At 59.0% G+C, this 20059-nt stretch carries 23 protein-coding genes and 1 pseudogene; 9 read left to right on the forward strand and 15 right to left on the reverse strand.

What is annotated here, in order from left to right:
• Nucleotides 1-17: 17 nt before the first annotated feature.
• The 4 genes from DVA43_RS14960 to DVA43_RS14975 all read right to left on the reverse strand — a co-directional run bounded on the left by DVA43_RS14960 (nucleotide 18) and on the right by DVA43_RS14975 (nucleotide 3120).
• Nucleotides 18-1097 carry a DUF2955 domain-containing protein gene (locus DVA43_RS14960; protein ID WP_103823107.1) on the reverse strand — a complete coding sequence of 360 codons (1080 nt, stop codon included), beginning with the start codon at nucleotides 1095-1097 and terminating at the stop codon, nucleotides 18-20.
• A gap of 2 nt (nucleotides 1098-1099) precedes the next feature.
• Nucleotides 1100-2167 (reverse strand): HlyD family secretion protein, encoded by a 1068-nt coding sequence (locus tag DVA43_RS14965; RefSeq protein WP_103823106.1) that lies wholly within the window; start codon nucleotides 2165-2167, stop codon nucleotides 1100-1102.
• Nucleotides 2167-2634: a MarR family winged helix-turn-helix transcriptional regulator gene (locus DVA43_RS14970; RefSeq protein ID WP_114315995.1), complete on the reverse strand. Its 468-nt coding sequence runs from the start codon at nucleotides 2632-2634 to the stop codon at nucleotides 2167-2169. Before DVA43_RS14970 ends, DVA43_RS14965 begins: the two co-directional genes overlap by 1 nt.
• A gap of 96 nt (nucleotides 2635-2730) precedes the next feature.
• Complete coding sequence (locus DVA43_RS14975) at nucleotides 2731-3120, reverse strand: hypothetical protein (RefSeq protein WP_114315996.1); 390 nt, start codon at nucleotides 3118-3120, stop codon at nucleotides 2731-2733.
• A 324-nt stretch (nucleotides 3121-3444) separates the two neighbouring features.
• Between DVA43_RS14975 and DVA43_RS14980 the strand changes: the two genes are divergently transcribed.
• Together DVA43_RS14980 and DVA43_RS14985 are read left to right on the forward strand one after the other, a co-directional pair.
• On the forward strand, nucleotides 3445-3714 hold the full coding sequence (locus DVA43_RS14980) for a DUF1778 domain-containing protein (RefSeq protein ID WP_103823103.1): 270 nt from the start codon (nucleotides 3445-3447) through the stop codon (nucleotides 3712-3714).
• A 24-nt stretch (nucleotides 3715-3738) separates the two neighbouring features.
• Nucleotides 3739-4239: a GNAT family N-acetyltransferase gene (locus tag DVA43_RS14985; RefSeq protein ID WP_371414037.1), complete on the forward strand. Its 501-nt coding sequence runs from the start codon at nucleotides 3739-3741 to the stop codon at nucleotides 4237-4239.
• 52 nt (nucleotides 4240-4291) lie between these two features.
• Here DVA43_RS14985 and DVA43_RS14990 read toward each other — a convergent pair whose 3' ends face one another.
• From DVA43_RS14990 to DVA43_RS15005, 4 genes are all read right to left on the reverse strand, one after another.
• Nucleotides 4292-4987: a helix-turn-helix transcriptional regulator gene (locus DVA43_RS14990; protein WP_114315997.1), complete on the reverse strand. Its 696-nt coding sequence runs from the start codon at nucleotides 4985-4987 to the stop codon at nucleotides 4292-4294.
• Nucleotides 4962-5357, reverse strand: a complete 396-nt coding sequence (locus DVA43_RS14995; RefSeq protein ID WP_114315998.1) for an amino acid-binding protein — start codon at nucleotides 5355-5357, stop codon at nucleotides 4962-4964. The genes DVA43_RS14990 and DVA43_RS14995 overlap by 26 nt, the downstream gene beginning before the upstream one ends.
• The gene (locus DVA43_RS15000) at nucleotides 5350-5673 is read right to left on the reverse strand and encodes an antibiotic biosynthesis monooxygenase (protein ID WP_103823099.1); all 324 of its coding nucleotides are present in this window, start codon (nucleotides 5671-5673) and stop codon (nucleotides 5350-5352) included. The genes DVA43_RS14995 and DVA43_RS15000 overlap by 8 nt, the downstream gene beginning before the upstream one ends.
• A gap of 236 nt (nucleotides 5674-5909) precedes the next feature.
• On the reverse strand, nucleotides 5910-7325 hold the full coding sequence (locus tag DVA43_RS15005; protein ID WP_114315999.1) for an aldehyde dehydrogenase family protein: 1416 nt from the start codon (nucleotides 7323-7325) through the stop codon (nucleotides 5910-5912).
• 100 nt (nucleotides 7326-7425) lie between these two features.
• On the opposite strand from DVA43_RS15005, the pseudogene DVA43_RS15010 reads away from it, so the two are divergent.
• Nucleotides 7426-8328 (forward strand): annotated as a pseudogene (locus DVA43_RS15010) (LysR family transcriptional regulator).
• Here the strand turns inward: DVA43_RS15010 and DVA43_RS15015 are convergent.
• Nucleotides 8315-8794, reverse strand: a complete 480-nt coding sequence (locus DVA43_RS15015; protein WP_114316000.1) for a carboxymuconolactone decarboxylase family protein — start codon at nucleotides 8792-8794, stop codon at nucleotides 8315-8317. The pseudogene DVA43_RS15010 and the gene DVA43_RS15015 sit on opposite strands and share 14 nt — an antisense overlap.
• A 100-nt stretch (nucleotides 8795-8894) precedes the next feature.
• On the opposite strand from DVA43_RS15015, the gene DVA43_RS15020 reads away from it, so the two are divergent.
• A complete protein-coding gene (locus DVA43_RS15020; RefSeq protein ID WP_114316001.1) occupies nucleotides 8895-10286 on the forward strand; it encodes a PLP-dependent aminotransferase family protein in 1392 nt (463 codons plus the stop codon).
• Nucleotides 10287-10380: 94 nt separating this feature from the next.
• Here the strand turns inward: DVA43_RS15020 and DVA43_RS15025 are convergent, their stop codons facing one another.
• On the reverse strand, nucleotides 10381-10542 hold the full coding sequence (locus DVA43_RS15025; RefSeq protein WP_114316002.1) for a DUF1127 domain-containing protein: 162 nt from the start codon (nucleotides 10540-10542) through the stop codon (nucleotides 10381-10383).
• A 176-nt stretch (nucleotides 10543-10718) separates the two neighbouring features.
• On the opposite strand from DVA43_RS15025, the gene DVA43_RS15030 reads away from it, so the two are divergent.
• Nucleotides 10719-12134 carry a PLP-dependent aminotransferase family protein gene (locus DVA43_RS15030; RefSeq protein WP_114316003.1) on the forward strand — a complete coding sequence of 472 codons (1416 nt, stop codon included), beginning with the start codon at nucleotides 10719-10721 and terminating at the stop codon, nucleotides 12132-12134.
• A 102-nt stretch (nucleotides 12135-12236) separates the two neighbouring features.
• Here the strand turns inward: DVA43_RS15030 and foxA are convergent, their stop codons facing one another.
• From foxA to DVA43_RS15045, 3 genes are all read right to left on the reverse strand, one after another.
• A complete protein-coding gene (foxA, locus tag DVA43_RS15035) occupies nucleotides 12237-14345 on the reverse strand; it encodes a ferrioxamine B receptor FoxA (protein ID WP_114316004.1) in 2109 nt (702 codons plus the stop codon).
• A 121-nt stretch (nucleotides 14346-14466) separates the two neighbouring features.
• The gene (locus DVA43_RS15040; RefSeq protein WP_114316005.1) at nucleotides 14467-15447 is read right to left on the reverse strand and encodes a helix-turn-helix domain-containing protein; all 981 of its coding nucleotides are present in this window, start codon (nucleotides 15445-15447) and stop codon (nucleotides 14467-14469) included.
• Nucleotides 15448-15584: 137 nt separating this feature from the next.
• Entirely contained in the window at nucleotides 15585-15818 is a 234-nt protein-coding gene (locus DVA43_RS15045) for a DUF2171 domain-containing protein (RefSeq protein ID WP_103178088.1), read from the reverse strand.
• A 210-nt stretch (nucleotides 15819-16028) separates the two neighbouring features.
• Between DVA43_RS15045 and DVA43_RS15050 the strand changes: the two genes are divergently transcribed.
• Nucleotides 16029-16214, forward strand: a complete 186-nt coding sequence (locus tag DVA43_RS15050) for a DUF2767 domain-containing protein (RefSeq protein ID WP_114317151.1) — start codon at nucleotides 16029-16031, stop codon at nucleotides 16212-16214.
• Nucleotides 16215-16255: 41 nt separating this feature from the next.
• On the opposite strand, the gene DVA43_RS15055 is transcribed toward DVA43_RS15050, so the two are convergent.
• The gene (locus tag DVA43_RS15055) at nucleotides 16256-17377 is read right to left on the reverse strand and encodes a cupin domain-containing protein (RefSeq protein WP_103823090.1); all 1122 of its coding nucleotides are present in this window, start codon (nucleotides 17375-17377) and stop codon (nucleotides 16256-16258) included.
• 208 nt (nucleotides 17378-17585) lie between these two features.
• Between DVA43_RS15055 and DVA43_RS15060 the strand changes: the two genes are divergently transcribed.
• Nucleotides 17586-17882 (forward strand): SH3 domain-containing protein, encoded by a 297-nt coding sequence (locus DVA43_RS15060; protein ID WP_114316006.1) that lies wholly within the window; start codon nucleotides 17586-17588, stop codon nucleotides 17880-17882.
• Here DVA43_RS15060 and DVA43_RS15065 read toward each other — a convergent pair.
• Entirely contained in the window at nucleotides 17879-18649 is a 771-nt protein-coding gene (locus tag DVA43_RS15065) for a DeoR/GlpR family DNA-binding transcription regulator (protein WP_114316007.1), read from the reverse strand. The two genes, DVA43_RS15060 and DVA43_RS15065, sit on opposite strands and share 4 nt — an antisense overlap.
• Before the next feature lie 97 nt (nucleotides 18650-18746).
• On the opposite strand from DVA43_RS15065, the gene DVA43_RS24725 reads away from it, so the two are divergent.
• Together DVA43_RS24725 and DVA43_RS15070 are read left to right on the forward strand one after the other, a co-directional pair.
• The gene (locus tag DVA43_RS24725) at nucleotides 18747-18905 is read left to right on the forward strand and encodes a hypothetical protein (protein ID WP_168194662.1); all 159 of its coding nucleotides are present in this window, start codon (nucleotides 18747-18749) and stop codon (nucleotides 18903-18905) included.
• Complete coding sequence (locus DVA43_RS15070) at nucleotides 18902-20059, forward strand: MFS transporter (protein WP_114316008.1); 1158 nt, start codon at nucleotides 18902-18904, stop codon at nucleotides 20057-20059. The genes DVA43_RS24725 and DVA43_RS15070 overlap by 4 nt, the downstream gene beginning before the upstream one ends.

The following is a 20059-nucleotide window of genomic DNA, read 5'->3' on the forward strand; positions in this document are numbered from 1 at the left end:
CAGACTACCGCACATTATCATTTATCCCCGGCGGGAGGCGTGATGATATAGCGCGTCGGCGCGAAACAGTTAAGAAACAGATGCATAAGGAACACAATCGTCAGGGTCGCCACCAGCGCCACCGTCACCGAGACGATGCGGTAGAGATCGCTGAACACCAGGTCGCCATCCGGGTGCATGTTCTGGCCGAACATAATGCCGATGGTGGTGATACTGGCAAAACCGACCCCGGCCCCCACCTTCTCCATCACGTGCAGGCGGGCGCCAAACGCCAGCCCGAGCCCAATCAGCGGCATCATCAGCAGCATGTGGCTGCTGTGATCGTAGAGCACCATCTGCACCAGCAGAATATAGAGGCAGCCGAGCACCACCCCCACCACGCGCCACAGCGAACTCATTACCGCGCCGCGATAGTGCATCGGGAAGAGGATCAGGATGCCCGCCATCAGCGCTGACAGCGAATCGCTGAGATCGCTTATCTGGAACACCACAAAAATCAGCGTCGCCACGGTCCCGGAGAGCAGCGATTCGTGGCGCACGCGGGCGGCATCTTTCTCCAGCCGCGGCGGTGGCGTGCGCGGTTCGACATCCGGCAGCAGATAGTGCATCAGCGCGCTCAGGCAAACCGCCATCACGCTGGCTTCGAGGTTGGAAAAGAGCAGCGTGTGCCAGTTGGTGGTGGGATAGCTCATAAAGTTGAGCATGGTGCTCTGGCACACCACCCCCATCGAGCCAAAGAGGAACAGCGGCCCCTGGCTCATAAAGCGAAAACGCATCACGTAGAGGCCAAACACCACCAGGGTCATGATCACCGGCCATTGCGCCAGATAACCGATGATAAACACCATTTCAATGCAGTTCAGCGCCGAACTGAACACAAACTGTTTTGCCACGTGGCGGTTAAACACCGGCACCAGTGACAGCAGCATGATCGGGTAGATCACGAAAAAGACGCCGTAGCTGGTGTTGTAGAAGCTCGACACGCTCAGGGCGATCATCCCGGCAAAGACAATGCGCAGCGTCTGGCGAAAGTCGTTAGCGGTGTAGACGATATTGCCGTGCGGGGTAAAGACCCGCGCCAGGGTATTAATAGACATGATCAGTACACATAGTGCAGCAGGCTGACGAGGTGGATCTGCATGCCGGAGAAGAAGCGGGCAAATGGACCTTCGCTGTTATAGAGCTGCACGGTGGCGCGCGCCCCGGTCGGCAGGTGCTTTGGCAGCGGCTCGTCCAGCGCTACGTGAATGCGCATGCGCTGCGCGTCACGCACCCAGCGGTTGGAGGTTTCCGGCTCAGAGAGCTGGCCGTTGACAGCCTCCTGCCCGGCCAGAATACCGGCGTCGCTGCTGGTGACGTGGGCGCGGAAAACGTGGCCCGGGAAGGCGTCAAACACCACGGCGGCATCGGTTCCCTGACGGGTATGGCGCAGGCTCTTTTCCCGGAAATCGGCGACGATATCGCTCTGGTTATTGACCAGCGCCAGCGCCGCCGAGCCGGAGGTGGCATAAAAACCGGGGCTCAGCTGCACGTTACTGACGGTACCGTCCGCCTCGGCGTAGATTTTCGTCCAGCGGAGATTGAGTTCCGCCTCGTCCAGCGCGTTGCGGTATTTTTGCAGCGTCACGTTACGCTTTTCGTCCCGCTCGCCGCGCTCAATGCGCAGCTGATGAATGGTGGCCTCCAGATTCGCCACCGCCTGCTCGCTGCCCTGCCAGGTGGTGCGGACTTTATCTAGATCCGCCTGGGAGACGTTCTGCAACGTGCTGAGTTTCTGATAGCGATCGAAGGTAACTTTATCGTTACGGGCGGTGAGCTGGGCGGTTTTCAGGCTCGCCTGGGTCGCCACAATTTGCGCGTCCAGCTGTTGATTGGCGAGACGCGCCTGTTCCAGCGCAATCTGCGCCGCTTCCACTTTATTACGGAATGGCGTCGGATCGAGTTCAAACAGCAGATCGCCCCGCTTCACCTGGCTGTTGTTATGCACATGCACCGCCGCTACATACCCGGAAACGCGCGCGGAAACGGGCGTCACCACGCGCATCACCGTGGAGTCCGGCGTCAGCGGGATCCAGATATCGGCGATAATGAAATAGACAAACATCAGCAGGAAAGAGGCAATACTTACCCTTACCCAGCGGGCAAACTTTTGTTCAGGGGTCATGATTATTCGGTCTTGTTATCTTCTTCGCGGATAGTCCGCAAGTTGCAGGCGATTTGATTGAGTGTGGCGCTGAAAATCTCGAGATGTTCCGGGGCGATATTCTGCGATACCCGCTCCTGGAACGTCTCGATAATCTGGGTCAGGGTTTTCAGCACCGCGTTACCCTCGGGTGTGAGCGTCAGCAGCCGGATACGCTTGTCATAAGGCGATGTAGTGCGCAGCAGGTAGCCCTGCTTTTCCAGCTGTGAAAGAGTGCGCATCAGCGGCGGCAGTTCAATGCCCTGCACCTCCGCCAGTTCGCTCACCGAGACGTTATCCCCCAACTGCTTTAGCTGCATCATCACCGTCCAGCTCGACTGGGTTAACCCGGTGTCGAGAATGGCTTCGTCAATCACTGCGCGCCACTGACGCACAATCATTGCCATCCGCATGCCCATCGGCCTGCGGCAGAACAGATCTTCTTCACGCATGGGGGGTCCTCGTTTCACACGCTGAGAAGATAATAGTTATCAGGGTAAGTATCAAGAAACGAGGATTTTAAGAGCAGGAATTGCGAAACGGTCAGGCTAGTTGATCACCTTATGCAACGTGTTCTGGAAGGGCTTGTGCTCCTGGGAAAATAAGAGAAACTCGGATGCTGAAAGGTATTGTTCCACGGCATTCCATGCCACGACTTCGGTATAAAGCTCCGCGATCAGCGTCACCAGTTCGTGGTGTTTATTCATCCAGACTTCATGTTTAAATAACGTGGCTTTATTTTTATCGCTCAATAATGAGACCAGAGATTTTATCTCTTTCAGGGTGTTACGTAGCGTAACCGGCAGATCGTGGCTGCTGAGACGGGAAATATAATTCTCGGAAAGGGCGGCCAGACTATCCGGCGTACACTCCCCGCTCGCGAGAGAAATAACGCTTTGAAATAACACGCTTTCAGCATAACTTTTTAATGTTGACATAATTTATACACGTCCTTGTTAATATATTCCATTATGCGAGCAACTTAATATCCAAGCTGCAATTATGAGTATCAACTTTTCATAAAGCGTGAGGTTTGGCAATCGTAATAATATTAATTATTGATATAAGACAATTCTAATAAACAATATAATGAATAGATATGAATTTAGCTAAATTCATTCATGGCACAAATAATATCTATTCGTAAGGGCGCCGAAGTATACGCCGTGAAAGCACACACGTTGATTGAAAATCCCGTCTTTCCGATTTATAGTCAATGTACGGAAAAATTCCGTACATTAAAGATCACTTTTGGAGTAAAAATGTCAGCACTGAAAAAACAGCGCATCGACCTCAGGTTAACGGAAGAAGACAAGGATCTGATCGAAGAGGCTGCGGCGATGACTAACCAGACAATTACCCAGTTTATGGTTAACAGTGCCTCTGAACGTGCTGCAGAAGTCATTGAGCAGCATCGTCGTCTCATCCTCAATGAAAATTCGTGGAACCGGGTGATGGATGCGCTCGACAATCCGCCAGAGCCGAACGACCAGCTGAAACGCGCAGCGAAACGCTTACAAAACATGGAGTAAGGCGTGACTAAACTGACGATAAGGATGTTTTCGCATGAGGCACGCTATGATTTAACAGACTTCAACTGCGGGGATAGCACCCTGAACCGCTTTCTGTTCGATCACCTTGCACGCCAACACAGCGGGCGCCTGCTACGCGCCTATCTTCTTGTCACCGATGCCCCTGAGCCAAAAGTGCTGGGTTACTATACGTTGTCCGGCAGTTGCTTTGAGAAAGAGACACTGCCCTCAAAAACGCAGCAGCGCAAAGTACCGTACGTCAATGTGCCCAGCGTCACGTTAGGACGTCTCGCTATACATCAGGATTTTCAGGGCCAGGGCTGGGGGATGACGCTGGTGACCCATGCCATGAAAGTGGTCTACCTGGCCTCACAGGCCGTTGGCATTCACGGTATGTTTGTGGATGCACTCAACGATAAAGCGAAAGCGTTTTATCTCAAGCTCGGCTTTATCTCGCTAACCGGCAGCAATGCCAACTCTCTTTTTTATCCTACAAAATCAATCGAGAAGCTGTTTGTTGAGTAAGTTATGAATCGCCGGGTGGCGCGTAGCGATCCCGGCGTACGGGATACACACCTCAACGGCGGAAATACCGGTTAATGGCCCGCTGGCCTGACGCCGTCACCGTCACTTCACGAAACCCTTCCACCCGCTGGATCCAGCCTTTGGCTTCCAGATGAACCAGCAGCGCTGCACCTGCCTCACCGCCCAGATGGAAGCGGCGCTCGCTCCAGTCCAGGCAGGCGCTACAGGCTTTTCGCCGGGTGTTAGCCTTAAGCGCGATACCCAGGGCCAGAAACGCCTCGCGGCCTTTCCCGGTGAGGGCAGAACCGTCCGCCATCAGCCAGCCCTCGGCCTGCATAAATTCATAGATTTGCACGGCGACCGTGCCCGCCAGATGGTCGTAGCAGGTGCGGGCATAACGCATCGACGCAGGCGCGGTGGTTTCCGGCGGCGTGATGCGGCTCCACGACAGCCCCATCATCTGCTCCACCAGCTCAGCGATGTCGTGCCCCGCCAGACGATAGTAGCGATGCCGCCCCTGAGAAAGGCAGGTAATCAGCCTGCCGTCCACCAGCCGGGCGAGATGGCCGCTGGCGGTTGAAGGGGCCACATCCGCCGCCGCGCTAAGCTCCGTGGCGGTCCACGCCCGCCCGTCCATCAGGGCACAAAGCATTTTGATGCGCGACGGGTCGGCCATCGCCGCTGCGACAGCCGCAACGGCCAGCTCCAGTGCGGCGCTGTTATCAGGAGGTAAACTCGTCTTTAGCATTGGCAGCCCATGGCGCGGTGATCTCTGCGGCCAGCTTATCATTATCCGTCAGCAGAATAAGGTGATTCGCGTGATCGCTGTACTGCGTCAGGATAGTCACCCCCTGCGACGCCAGCGCCGCGGCAATCTCGTCCAACTCGCCGGGGCGCGCCTGTTTCAGTTTACGGATCAGCGGTTTTCGCACCGCTTTCACATTAAAACCAGCGGCAAGGAGCACGCGCTGGGCCTTTTCGCCCTTCTCCACCAGGAAATGCGCCTCTACGCCAAACACGCCGCCGCCCTCCAGCCCTACGCCGTTGCGCCCCAGCAGTTGACCAAAACGCGCCAGCTCGCCGTGTGTGTCGTTGAATATCACATGGATGTCATACATCGGTGTGCCCTCTGGTTTCTGAGTTGTACTCCCGCACCACCTGCGCTATGCGAATACGGTAGTGGGTAAAAATGGACGCCCGCCCTTCGGCCTGCGCGGCCTGGTGAAACACGTTTTGCTTCCAGTGGCGAATCGCCTCTTCATCCCGCCACCAGGAGAGGGAGAGAATTTTGCCCTCGGTAGTCAGGCTCTGGAAACGTTCGATATCGATAAAACCGTCGATATCCGCCAGCAGCGGCTTCAGCTCCGCGGCCAGCTGCAAATAACGCGCCTGATGCGCGGGCGCGGCTTTGGCTTCAAACAGGACTGCGATCATGATGTCTCTCCGTTGTGAGGTTAAGGAGAGCATGAAGGAAAGAGAAACGTGATGCTTCGGTGATGAGCGAAATGACGCTGTTGTGCGCCGGGGCTGCCGGGTGGCGCTGCGCTTACCCGGCCTACGGAATGGCGGTTGTGGCATCGATGCGCTGGAACCGCCGGGTGGCGCTGCGCTTACCCGGCCTACCCAGGCACGAACCGTAGGCCCGGCAAGCTTGCGCCGCCGGGCGTTTTTTAGCCAAGGATCGTCTTCGGCTCCATAAACGCGCTGATGCCCCATGCCCCCATCTCACGCCCCACGCCGGAGTGCTTAAATCCGCCGAACGGCGCTTTGGGCTCGTGTGTGAGGGTATTGACCAGCACGCGACCCGCGTGGATCTGCTGCGCCACGCACCGGGCACGCCCGCTATCGCCACCGAGCACCAGCGCGCTCAGGCCATAGTCGGTGTCGTTGGCAATGGCGATGGCCTCCGCCTCATCGCGGTAGGTAATCACGCACAGCACCGGACCAAAAATCTCATCCCGGGCGATAGCCATCTGGTTATGCACATCGGTGAACAGCGTTGGCCGGACAAACCAGCCGTCCCGGGTACCCTCCGGCCGGCCTACCCCGCCCGCCAGCATACGCGCCCCCTCTGCCAGCCCTTTCTGAATATACCCCTGCACCCGCTGCCACTGTCTCTCGCTCACCATCGGGCCGACCACGGTCTTCGCATCGCGCGGATCGCCCGACTTCACCGCCGCGATGGCCTGGGCCAGCGCCTGCTCGAATTCCGCTTTCCGCGACTGCGGCACCAGGATGCGCGTACCGGCCACACACGCCTGGCCACTGTTCATCAGCCCGGCCTGGACCGCCAGCGGGATCGCCTGTTTGATATCGACATCGTCGAGAATCAGCGTCGGCGATTTACCGCCTAACTCGAGGGTGACGCGGGTAAAGTTCTCCGCCGCTTTGCGCAGGATCGCTTTGCCGGTGCGGGTCGACCCGGTAAAGGAGATTTTTGCCACATGCGGATGACGGCTAATCGTCTCCCCCACCGTATCACCGCGTCCGGTGACGATGTTAAACACCCCCGGCGGCAGATCTGCGGCATGCAGCGCCTCGGTCACAATCTGCGTTTGCAGGGCGCTCATCTCGCTGGGCTTGATCACCGCGGTGCAGCCTGCGGCCAGCGCCGCCGCCAGTTTGCCGCAGATAAAGCCCGCATCGCTGTTCCACGGGGTGATAAGCCCGGCGACGCCAAGCGGGGTCATCTCTACTCTGGCCGCACCCGCGACGGTCGTAAATTCGAACGCCTCCAGCGCCACAATGGCCTGGGCAATCACCTCTGCGGGATAGCTCGCCATCCACGCCGAGCGCGACGCGGGGGCACCATACTCCTCAACCACCGCCTCCAGCAGATCGTCGTGACGGGCGGCCACCGCCGCGTGCATCCGTTGCAGGGCGGCAATGCGCACCTGCTTTGTGGTTTTCGACCACGCCGGAAACGCGGCGCTGGCCGCGGCAATGGCACGTTCGCCATCCACCGCGTCGGCCAGACGCACCTGACCGATGACGCGTGCCGTCGCCGGGTTATACAAATCGAAGCGCTCCGTGCCGTGTGGGGTGACAAACTCACCGTTGATATAAACCTGTTCGATGTGATGCATAGCGACCTCCTCAGACTGGATAAAGCGAGTCTGACACGCCTTCTCCGTTACGATAATCCACGCTATGCTGCAAAGGTTGTTTCGATTTTCAGGATAATCTATGCACCGTTCAGGACTGACAGAGCTGGAAGTGGTCATGGCCGTTGTGCGTCGCGGCAGCTTTCGCGCCGCCGCCCAGGAGCTGGGGATGTCGGCCACCGCCGCGAGTAACGCCATTGCCGGGCTCGAAAGCCGCCTGCAAACGCGCCTGTTCAATCGCACCACCCGCAGTGTGGCCCTCACCGAGGCGGGGCAACGCTTTGTCGCGCGCGTGGGGCCGGCCTTGCAGGAGATCCGCCAGGCCAGCCTGGAGATCCACAGCGATGCCGACGAGCCCGCCGGCATCCTGCGCCTGAACGTGCCGAACAACGTCGGCGCTCTGTTCCTGGACGCGCTGCTGATCGACTACATGATCCGCTACCCGAAAATGCGCGTCGAAGCGGTAAGCGAAGCGCGGATGATCGATATCGTGGCGGAAGGATACGACGCCGGGATCCGCCTCGCGGAATCGGTCCCGCAGGATATGATCGCCGTGCCGCTCACCCCCGATATTCGCCAGCTCATCACCGCCACGCCAGACTATTTTGCCCGTCACGGCATTCCGCGTACGCCGGACGATTTGCTGCAACATCAGGGGATCGGCATGCGGATGGCGCACGGCGGGATCTACCGCTGGGAGCTGGAGCGGCGCGGAGAGCAGATTGCTCTGGCGGTGGTGCCGCGTTTTGCCACCTCGGATCTGTTTGCTTCGATCCGGGCGGTAAAAGCCGGGCTGGGGGTGGGATTTTTACCGGAACTCTATATTCAGCAGGAGCTGCAAAGCGGGGAACTGATGAGCGTGCTGGAGGAGTGGACGCAGCCCTTTGCCGGGCTGCGTCTCTATTAACCTGGCCATCGTCACGTCCCGCCTGGGTTGCAGGCGCTGGTGGCGATGATCCGCGAGCGGGGCCTTACTCGAGGTTAGCCTTGTTGAGGCCGTAGGCACCGTCGAGGGAGCCCGGTTCCATACGGGAGGTGATGCCTAAGCGGTTCCAGGCGTTGATCGCCACAATGGCAAAGTTCAGCTCTGAAATCTCCTTTTCTGAGTAGTGTTCCGCCACGCTGCGGTAGAGGACGTCGCTGATCCCGTGCGGGCCGATCTGCGTCAGCGCTTCGGCGAAGGCCAGCGCCGCTTTTTCCCGGGCGCTGAACAGCGGGGATTCACGCCATGCGGCCAGATGATAGAGGCGCAGCTCGCGCTCGCCAGCAATTTTCGCCTCTTTCGCGTGCATATCCAGACAGAAGGTACAGCCGTTGAGCTGGGAGACACGAATGTCGATCAGGTGCTTCAGCGCCGGGTCGAGGGAGGTCTGGCTCACCGCCATGCTCAGGTCGGAGAGCGCTTTAGCGAGGGCAGGTGTGGCTTTATGATGGTTAACGCGCGTGCTCATGGTCTTTCCTCTTTTGTGCGGTACGAATTATGCGATGGGGCAAATTTACGCCGTTCATGACATAGTAAAAAGATACAAAAAACGCGAAACGAGGTAGGACATGAAACCGGGTTATCACCAGATCTATACCCGCTACCGGGACAATATCACCCGCGGCATACTGAAGCCCGGCGACAAAGTGCCCGCCATTCGTGTGCTGGCGGAGGAGCTGAAGGTCGCGCGCAAAACGGTGGAAACCGCCTATGCCATTCTCATCGGCGAGGGGTATCTGGTGAGCCAGGGGGCGCGTGGCACCCGGGTGAACCCGGACTTAAACCTCCCCGCCGCGCCACCGCCGCCCGACGAGCCCGTCACCGGCACGTTACCGGAGTCCCTGGTCAGCCAGCGCGAACGGGCCGGCTTTTTACGCCCCGGCATTCCGGCGCTGGACAGCTTCCCCTACAAAAAATGGCTGCTGCTGGCGGGCCAGGCGGTGCGCGCCATGCGTCAGGAGGAGATGCTCAACCCGCCGGTGATGGGCTGGGCTCCCCTGCGCCAGGCGATTGCCCGCTACCTGAACATCTCCCGCGGGCTGACCTGCACGCCGGATCAGGTGCTGATCACCAGCGGCTACAGCGGCAGTCTGCGCCTGATCCTCGATACCCTCGCCAGCCGCAACGACAAGGTGGTGTTTGAAGATCCGGGCTATTTTATGGGCCAGCAGCTGCTGCGACGCATCGTGCCCCGGCTCTATACGGTGCCGGTAGATCGTGCGGGGATGGACACAGACTACCTGCTGCACCACCACGCCGACGCCCGGTTTGCCATCGTCACCCCGTCGCACCAGAGCCCGCTGGCGGTCACCCTCTCGCTGCCGCGCCGTCAGCAACTGCTCGACTGGGCCACCCGCAACGAGGCGTGGATCATTGAGGATGACTATGACGGCGAGTTTCATTATACCCGCAAGGTGCTGCCGTCGCTGAAAAGCCTCGATCGCCAGGATCGGGTGATCTACATGGGCACCTTCAGCAAAACCGTGATGCCGTCCCTGCGCCTCGGCTATGTGGTGATGCCCGCCAGCACGGTAACAGCTTTTAACGACTGCGCCGATCTGCTCGCCAGCGGCCAGCCGGTGCTGACGCAAAAGATCCTCACCGCCTTTATCAACGACGGCCACTTCTTCCGCCATCTGAAAAAGATGCGCGCGCTCTATCAACAGCGACGCGACTGGATGATTGCCGCCCTGCACGTGGTCTACGGGGATCGCTTCTTCACCGAACAGAACGATGGCGGAATGCATATCGTGGCGTTCTTAAACAAAGGCAGCTGTGATCTGGAGATCGCCTACTGCTGGCAACAGCATCAGCTACAGGTGAACGCCCTGTCGGCGTGGTACAGCGGGTCGGGCAAACGCTACGGGCTGGTGATGGGGTATAACAACGTGCGGTCGTATCAGGAGGCGGTGGCGCTACTGGAAAAACCGAAACAGCAGACGCTGGCACTGTTGCGCTGACAAGCGCCGGGTGGCGGCTACGCCTTACCCGGCCTACGGTTCGTGCCCTTGTAGGCCCGGTAAGCGCAGCGCCACCGGGCGATAACTGCGCAAGCTACAAATCATACCGTGACAACCCGATGTCCTTTAAATCTTCATCACTTAACTCGCTCAAAATCCGGCGCGTGCGGTTGATGCGATACCAGCGGACAAGGGCTTTTCCCATCCAGATAAAGATCGCAAAGGGTCGTTTGGCTCGATTTTCGTGGAATTCCATGATGCTCTCCTCGGGGTGTCTGAGGGGTTATCATCACGGATCCCACACCTTGCAATACAGATTCAAAAATTACTTTTTTTTAACATACAGATCGTCTAAAACAGGAACTGCATGGCAGTTTTTACCGCCATCTGTACCGGTTTGCTTTTCTGTATGGTGAGAATAAGGGATACATCATGACGCGCTACCAACATCTGGCCAATCTTCTGGCGGAACGCATTGAACAAGGGCTCTATCGCAGCGGGGAGCGTTTACCCTCGGTGCGTGCCCTGAGCCAGGAGCACAGCGTCAGCATCAGCACCATACAGCAGGCCTATCAGATCCTCGAAAACTTACAGCTGATCGCTCCCCAGCCGCGCTCGGGCTATTTTGTCGCGCCGCGAAAGGCGCAACCGCCGGTGCCGGCGATGTCGCGCCCGGTGCAGCGTCCGGTGGAGGTAACCCAGTGGGATGAGGTGCTGACCCTGATGGAGGGGCGCAATAAAACCGACATCACGGCATTTGGCGGCGGCCAGCCCGACCTGACCCAGCCAAGCCTCAAGCCCCTGTGGAAAGAGCTGAGCCGGGTGGTGCAGCACAGCGTTAAAGAGGTGCTCAGCTATGACGAACTCGCCGGGCGACGTGAACTGCGCGAGCAGATCGCCCGCCTGATGCTGGACGCCGGATCGGTGGTCACCGCCGACGATCTGATCGTCACCAGCGGCTGCCACAGCGCCCTCTCTCTGGCGCTGCTGACCATCTGTAAGCCCGGCGACATCGTGGCGCTGGAATCCCCCTCTTTCTACGGCACCATGCAGATGCTGCGCGGTCTGGGGATCAAGGCGATCGAGATCCCCACCGATCCGGTAACGGGGATCAGCGTCGAAGCCCTGGAGCTGGCGCTGGAACAGTGGCCGATCAAAGGGGTGATTGTGGTGCCTAACTGCAATAACCCGCTGGGGTTTATCATGCCTGAGACCCGCAAACGTCAGCTGCTGGCGCTGGCCCAGCGGCACGATATCGTCATTTTTGAAGATGATATTTATGGCGAGCTGGCGTTCGAATATCCCCGCCCCTCCACCATTCACTCGCTGGACATCGATGGCCGGGTGCTGCTGTGCAACTCCTTTACCAAAACTGTCGCCCCCGGGCTGCGGGTGGGGTGGATTGCCCCGGGCCGCTATCACGACCGGATTATGCACATGAAGTATGCCGCCAGCGGCACCAACGTGCCTGCCAGCCAGCTGGCACTGGCTACCTTTATCCGGGAAGGGTACTACCACCGCCACGTGCGGCGGATGCGCCAGATCTACCAGCAGAATATCGAGACCTACACCTGCTGGGTCAGGCAGTTCTTCCCCTGTGGCATCTGTGTGACCCGCCCGATGGGCGGCTACATGCTGTGGGTGGAGCTGCCGGAACATGTGGATATGGTCTGCGTATCGCGGGAGTTGACGCGGTTTAACATCCAGATCGCCGCCGGATCGCTCTTCTCGGCCTCCGGCAAGTACCGGAACTGTTTGCGGATCAACTGCGCCCTGCCGCCAAACGAGAAGCACCGTGCGGCGGTAGAGCAGATGGGGGAAGCGGTGAATATTGCGATGGCGGAGTAGCGCGGTGCGCTCTGTTCGCCGGGTGGCGGCTACGCCTGACCCGGCCTACGGTTCGACTCTTTTGTAGGCCCGGTAAGCGCAGCGCCACCGGGAATTTTCACATCAGAACGTCCACGACACGCTGCCGACAATGCTGCGCTCGGCGCCAAAGTAGCAGTAGGAGAGCGAGTTACAGGCCGCCACGTAGCTTTCGTCCGTCAGGTTGTTAACGTTGAGCTGGGCGCTTACCCCGGTCAGCCCCACCTTCGACAGGTCATAGCCCACCGCCAGATCCACCAGCGTGTACGACGGCAGGGTGTGGGTATTCATACGATCGCTGGTCACGCCGTTGACGTAACGCACACCAGATCCCACCGTCAGGCCATCCAGCGGCCCGGTTTTCACGTCATAGCTGAGCCAGCCGCTGGCCATGTTGCGTGGGGCATAGACCGCACGCTTGCCCTCTTCCTCCGGGCTGCTCTTCTTGTAGCGGATGTCGGTATAGGTATAGGCCGCCTGCAGGCGCAGGCTGTCGGTCAACTGCCCTACCGCTTCCAGCTCCACCCCTTCCGATTCAATTTCGCCGATGGAGCGGTATGGATCGGTCGGCTCCTCTTTGGTGGCGATGTTTTTCTGGTTGATGCGGAACACCGACGCGCTGAACTGGCTGTTCATCCCCTCCGGCTCAAACTTCACCCCCGCTTCCCACTGCTTGCCTTTCATCGGGTCCAGCAGATCGCCGTTCTCATCCGCAAAGCTGGTCGGGGTAAAAGCGGTGGAGTAACTGATATACGGCGCGATGCCGTTATCGAACAGGTAGAGCAGCGCCGCGCGGCTGCTGAAGTTATTCTTGTCCAGATCGCTGCGGGTATCGTTGAGCTTGTCGACATTGGAGACGCTCACCTGGTCATAGCGCCCGCCCAGGGTCAGGCGCCAGCGGTCCAGGGAGAGCTGATCCTGCAGGTAGTAGCCGGTCTGGCGCAGCTTGTGCTTCTCCTTGCTGTACATCGTGATGCTGTCCGGCCCGGCACCGTACACCGGGTGGAAGGCGTCGATCGGCGGGAAGCTGCCGTAATAGCCGGTGGTATGGTTGCTGCGATCCTGGTAATCGAGGCCAATCAGCACCCGGTGGTTCACCGCCCAGGTATCAAAGCTGCCGTCGATCTGGTTGTCCAGGGTGATGGCGTTCATCTTCTCGTCCGAGCCGGAGTAACCGCGGTTGAGTTCGGTGTCGTTCAGCCAACCCGCGGCATAGACCTGGTTCAGCTCCACTTTGGTGTGCAGATAGCGCAGCTTCTGGCGTACCGACCAGCCGCTGTCGAACAGGTGCTCGATGTTATAGCCGACCATATCCTCGCGGCGATCGTACTTGTCATAATCGTCCTCGCCTTCGAAGAAGGTGTTAGAGATCATCTTTCCGTTGTGGGGTACCACGGTGCCGTCGTACGGCAGGCCGGAGTGGCTCCCGCCCTCGGGATCGCGGTGCAGGTAGGCCATCAGATCCAGGCGCGTGTTATCGGTGATGCGCCAGGTCAGGCTCGGCATCAGGGCGTAACGCTCCTCTTTGAGTGGATCGAACTGGGAATCGGCATAGCGGGTCATACCGCTCAGACGGGCCGCCACGCGGTCGTTATCGTCCAGCGCGCCGGTGACGTCAAACATCGCCCCGCGCTGATCGTTGTTCCCGGCGAACAGCTTGATCTCGCCGCCCGGATCGAACGACGGTTTGCGCGAGGTGAGCGCCACGATCCCGCCCGGCGACGAGCGGCCATACAGCACCGAGGCCGGGCCGCGTACCACTTCGATATTCTCCAGGAACCAGGGGTCAACCACCAGCGAGCTGTGGGAGTTGGTGTCGCCCATCATCTTCAGGCCGTCGAGGTAGACGTTATCCAGGCTGCCATCGGAGAAGCCGCGCAGCACGATGTAGTCAAAGCGGTTTGAGGCGCCAATCTGGTTGCTGTAGACGCCCGGGGTGTAGCTCACCGCCTGGCGGACGCTGGTGGCGCCCTGCTCTTCAAACTGCTCACGGGTAACAATCGACACCGCCTGCGGGGTCTCGATATCCGGCGTCGCCAGCTTGGTGGCGCCGCTCTGCATCTGCGAGGTGACAACAACCGTTTCGGTTTTCGGCGTCTCCTGCGCCATCAGGGGGAGCGCGACGCTCCCGGTAACCCATCCCACCAGCAGTGCCAGCCGCGATTTAGCGAACATGAAAATCTCCAGAGCTATCTCTAATTATTAATGAGAATTATTACCTTTTTCATTTAGAAGATAGCTATGCGCGCTGCCAGAGTACGTATGCGCAATGCCAAACCGCACGAATGGCGTTGGCGACGGAGGAAAAAAGGGATTAGCAGCCGTTACGGACCGCGCCGGGGCAGATGCCGTAGCGACGGCGAAAGGCGGTGGCAAAGTTGGTGGCGTGCTGGTAGCCCGACATCCACGCCGCCTGCTGCACGCTATGGCCTTCCAGCAGATAGCGGCGCGCCAGCGCGAGACGGCAGTCGCGCAGGTAGTCGAATACCGTGCAGCCATAGGCCTGACGGAACTTGCTGCGCAGGCTGCTGGGGCTCATCGCTGCCTGAGCGGCCAGCTGGGCGAGGGTGTACTCCTGCTCCGGGGCCTGTTCCAGCAGATGGCGGATCTGCTCCAGCCGGGCCTGTTCACCGCTTGATGCGCCAGCAAGCGCCGTGCCCTGCTGCTCCCGCAGGTGCAGGCCGTGGCCGAGGAGCTGGTACATCACCCCTTCCAGCAACAGCTGGCGCGACAGGCTGCTGCGCTCGCGCTGGCGGGCATGCTGGATCCCGGCCAGCACAAAATCTGGCACCTGCCAGACAAAGGTGGGGGCATTCAGTCTCCCCCACTGCGCCAGCAGTGAGGCAAGCAGGTTTTCCCGGCGGGCATCGTCGGGGTAAACGCCAAAAGAGAGGGTTTTCAGGGCGATATCCGCATCATGACGGGCAGACATCGCCTGCTGCTCGCTGAGCCTGGCGCTGAAAGCCATGCCCGGGCGCACCACATAAACGTTGCCGCTGAGGGTCAGGGTCACGCACCCTTCCAGAACCACCAGCACATAGAGCGGGCTGCTGTGGCGGGAGGTAGTTTCATAGGGTTGCAGAACGCGGACATCGGAGTGGGTTAATGAGATGCCGGACGGCAGAATCATCTCTTCGACATCGCCGTGCAGAACGGGGCTGCTGCTGGCACATGTATCAGTGAGCAGCGGAAAACGGTAGTCAATGCCGTAGCGCTCGCCAAAGACCTTAAAGTCAGCAACGGAAAAGGTTTTTTTCGCTGTGGGGGCCGGGTGAGGGAGCATTGTGTCGGACATACCTGCGCCTGGAAAAGCATATTAAAAATAAAACAGTATCACTCCTTTAACGCGGCGGCAATGCAGGTAAATTTAATAAATATTAAGCTCCGACAAGATGCCGGAGCTCAAATATATCCGCCTGGTGCTGACGCTTATTACGCTTCTTGCCAGCCAGCAAACACTTCTTTATGGTCTTTGGTCAGAACCACATTATTCCCGTCGATTTTATCGACCCACTCCAGCGGAATATAATGGTGTTTACCGCCAGACTCGGAGTCATTTTTTGCCAGCTTAATGCGGTTGCCGTCAAGATGGTCAACGGTGCCAACGTGGGTACCGCAGCTTGCCATTACCTGAGCATGGTCCTTGATTTCACTCTGGTTTACCATAATTAATTCTCCTCATTTGGTTTCTACGGGTGTGACACGAAACTAACTGTAGTCCATAAATAACGTTTCGACCGCCTCATTAGCATTTCGAAACATTATTTCCCGCCGCGTTTAAGGTTCGCACGAAATATATAAGAATCAACTGAGAAATATTCCAGGCACGTGATTATGTCGCATAATTATCTTCACGCACTCAACACGGAGGCATATATGGTAGAAACGCATCGTACCGAAATATCCCTGGCTCTTGGTGAAGCGGTTTTAGATATCGTCCAGAAAGGCCAGGAGGTGTCGAGAGAGAATCTGGCACGGGCCATGAAAAGTAAAGCGGAGCGAGAACCTGATGACGAGCGCCTTCTTGATTACTGGAAAGCCTGTCATATCCTCGCCGCTTAAAGGTGGCGGCGTGGGGCCTGTGCCCCGCGCCGCCTTTGTGATCACTCGTCGAAGTACCAGTAACCCTGGTTAATCAGTCCGGTCAGCTCTATCACAAATGCCGGATTTTGCAGGGCATCCCCCAGCTCCGCACGGCTAAGCTCGGTGTAGCGACACAGTGCATCCGCTGCGTTTGCATCCGACACCTCCAGCCGCTCGCTGTTAATAAAGAAGCTGCCGCCAACATTTAGCACCCGCAACCCGCTCAGGCGAGTCAGCGTTTCGCCGCCCGTCAGCGCGTCGAGCACCTCTTCCGGCGTGTACTCCGGTTCCGCCGGGGCAATATCCAGCTCGTGGCGCGGCGTGGAGATGAAGCTGCCAAACCACTGCGTAAAATCATCTGGCTTGCTGATCATGTCGATCATCATCTTGCGCAGACGCTCAAGTTCATAGGCTTCAACCCGGCCCGGATGCTCCCGGCAGGTGAGATCCGGATCGCTGTAGTGCTCCCCGCCCAGATCGTTTTCCAGCGCGTAATCGGCAAAGCTGCTGATCAGATCCCGGCCATTCGGCCCGCGGAAACCTACGGAGTAGTTGAGCGCCGTCTCGTGGGTGAAGCCGTCGTGCGGGAATCCAGGCGGAATATAGAGAATATCGCCCGGGGCCAGATCTTCATCGATGATCGGCTCAAAAGGATCGACATGGAGCAGCGCCGGATGCGGACAGAACTGACGCATCGGCAGCTTGTCGCCCACGCGCCAGCGACGGCTGCCCATCCCCTGGATGATAAAGACATCGTACTGATCGATATGCGGACCCACGCCGCCGCCCGGCACCGAGAAGGAGATCATCAGATCGTCCAGACGCCAGTCCGGCAGGACGCGGAACGGACGCACCAGCTCGGCGGCAGGGGCGTGCCAGTGGTTTACCGCCTGCGCCAGCAGCGACCAGCCGGTTTCGCCTAAGCCATCGAAGTGCTCGAACGGACCGTTGCTGGCGTGCCATTTGCCCTCTTTATGGCTCACCAGGCGACTGTCCACCTCCGGCTCCATCGCCAGCCCTGCCAGCTCATCGGGGCTGATAGGATCGACAAAATTTGGCAGTGCGTTTTTGAGAACAACGGGTTTCTTTTGCCAGTATTTTTCTAAAAATTCCGGCCAGTTCAGGTTGAGTTGATACGCCATGGTTAGCACCAGTTAAAAAGACAAACGGGTGTGATTATAGGAAGAGGTGGGGTCGCGCTGCCTTGTCGTGGGTCAAGGGGGAATGAAAACCTGCCGCATTCAGCCATTCGCATGACACAGGGTGACAGTTTCACGCTTTATCGTGAGCGCGAGTTACAGAGCGACTTATATCGTTAATCACTAAGAGCGTATTGTCATGAGGCCTGCCATGAGCCCGTTTATTGAACTGCCGGTTTCCGCCAGCGTAAAGACCCTGATGGGGGTTTATACCCGTAAGGAGAACCCGTCCGTTTTCGCACCTGTGGCCGGTGAGCTGCCTGAAGGAAGCGTGGTTCGCATTCAGGCGGCGGTGGTGGGTGATGCGGTGCAGGGCAATCCGCACTGGTACCGGATTGATGAAGAGACCTTTATCTGGGCAGGCGCCTGCACGCCGATCCAGCCCCGTCCCGAATTTCCCCCTGCTACGCGCGTTAACTGGACGGCGGTGGTGTTTGCGGTGCGTTAGGCGCTGATAACCCGCACATCCTCTGCCGTAAACGCCGCGATCGCCTCCTGATCCAGGCTCGCCTCCACCACCAGCACGTCGATATCACTGCTCTTCGCCACTACAAAGCGCGCCACGCCGGGGATTTTGTCGGTGGTGAGCGCCACGATGCTCTGGCTGCTCTGGCTAATTACCGCTTTCTTGAACTCGCAGTCAGCAAAGTCGAACCCGGTCAGCCCCATGCCGGGATCCATCGCGCAGCCGCCGATAAACGCCTGATCGAAAATCATCCCCTGAATCTGGCTCGCCGCCGTCGCCCCCACGGCCCCGCCGGAGCTGCGCTGGATCTGCCCGCCGGTGATGATCACCTCGCACAGGGGGTGACGCAGCAGCTCTGCGGCGATGGCCGGGGAGTTAGTCACCACGGTGACGGCCAGATCCGGTGGTAGCGCCTTCGCCAGTGCGAGGTTGGTGGTGCCGGTATCAATAAAAATACAGCTACCCGACTTGATCAGCGTTGCCGCTTTCTGCGCGATCGTGGCTTTTTTTGCGTGGTTTTGCTGCTCTCGGCTGTAGAAGTTCCCGGCATCGGCCAGCTGTAACACCGCGCCGCCATAGACCTTCTTACAGAACCCTTCTTTGCTAAGCTCATGTAAATCACGGCGAATCGTGTGTTCCGACACCTGCATGCGGATCGCCAGGTCGGCGCAGACCACCCGGCCATTTTCATGCAGGATCTGGCGGATCCGATCTTGTCGTTGTTCCGGGAAAGCTGCATAATCGAGCATAAATTATCTTCTCTGGATTTGAATCGAGCAACAATGCGCATAATGTTGCATGAACGCCTGCTCTGTCAATCCATGCCATCACAACCGGAGCGTCACAATGAAGCGCGATGATGATTACCATCAGCAGGTGCCCGCCACTCAGCCCTATGACGGCTTCCTGTTTAAACCTGTGAACGCAGATGCGCGCGCCGGGGAAACGGTGCAGCGCAAGACGCCTGCCTCCCCGTTACTGAAACCGTATAAGGATGTGAAATGACCTTTCAGACCACCGGAGCCGTCCAGCGGCTTGCCACCCGGATCGTCTTTTTTATTGCCGGTTACGTGACCGCCACCTGGGCGGTACTGGTGCCTTTCGCCAAAGCCAACACCGGCGTAAACGAGGCCACGCTTGGCTCGCTCCTGCTCTGTCTGGGGATGGGGGCGCTGATTGCGATGCCGCTTACCGGGATACTCACCAGCCGCTACGGCTGCCGCCGGGTGATTATCACCGCGATGGCGATCGTCCTGCTCACTACCCCGCTGCTTGCTATCATCCCGGATCCGCGCCTGCTCGCCGCCACATTGCTGCTGTTTGGCGTGGGGGTCGGCGTGACGGACTGCGCCATGAATATTCAGGCGATCATCGTTGAGCGCGACGCCCCCGGGCCGGTGATGTCCGGTTTTCACGGCATGTACAGCGTGGGCGGCATCGCGGGTGCGGGGGCGATGACTCTGCTGTTGACCCTCGGGGCCAGCGCCTTTGTCGCCTGCCTGATCATCATTCTGAGCGTTATCCTGATGCTCGCTTTCAGCCTGAAAGGGCTACTGCCCTGGGCTAATCCCGCCTCTGGCCCGGCCTTTGCCGTGCCGCGGGGCGTGGTGCTGCTGATCGGCCTCATCTGCTTTGCGGTGTTTCTCGCCGAAGGCACGGTACTGGACTGGAGCGCGGTGTTTCTGACCGAGGTGCGCGGCGTGCCGGAGTCGCTGGGCGGGCTGGGCTTCACCTGCTTCTCGGTGGCGATGACCTTTTTCCGCTTAACCGGCGATAAACTGATCGCCCGCACTGGCGCCCTGCGCGCCGTGGTGGGGGGTGCCATCGTGGCCGCCGCAGGGTTTGCGCTGGTGACCTTTGTCCCGCAGTGGCAGCTGTCACTGCTGGGCTACGTGCTGGTGGGGGCCGGTTGCGCCAATATCGTGCCGGTGATGTTCTCCGCCGTTGGCCGTCAGACCCGCATGCCGCAGGCGGTTGCCGTCCCGGCCATCACCACCCTGGGCTATCTCGGCGTGCTCGCCGGGCCCGCGATAATCGGTTTCGTGGCGCACGCCACCTCTTTAACCCAGGCGTTTATGGTCATTATGGTGCTGATGCTGGTCGTCGCCCTGCTCTCCGTGACCGTCACCGCCTCTCAACCCGCCCACAGCGAGGGATAA

This window comes from Leclercia sp. W6 (genome assembly GCF_003336345.1).
Classification (GTDB): domain Bacteria; phylum Pseudomonadota; class Gammaproteobacteria; order Enterobacterales; family Enterobacteriaceae; genus Enterobacter.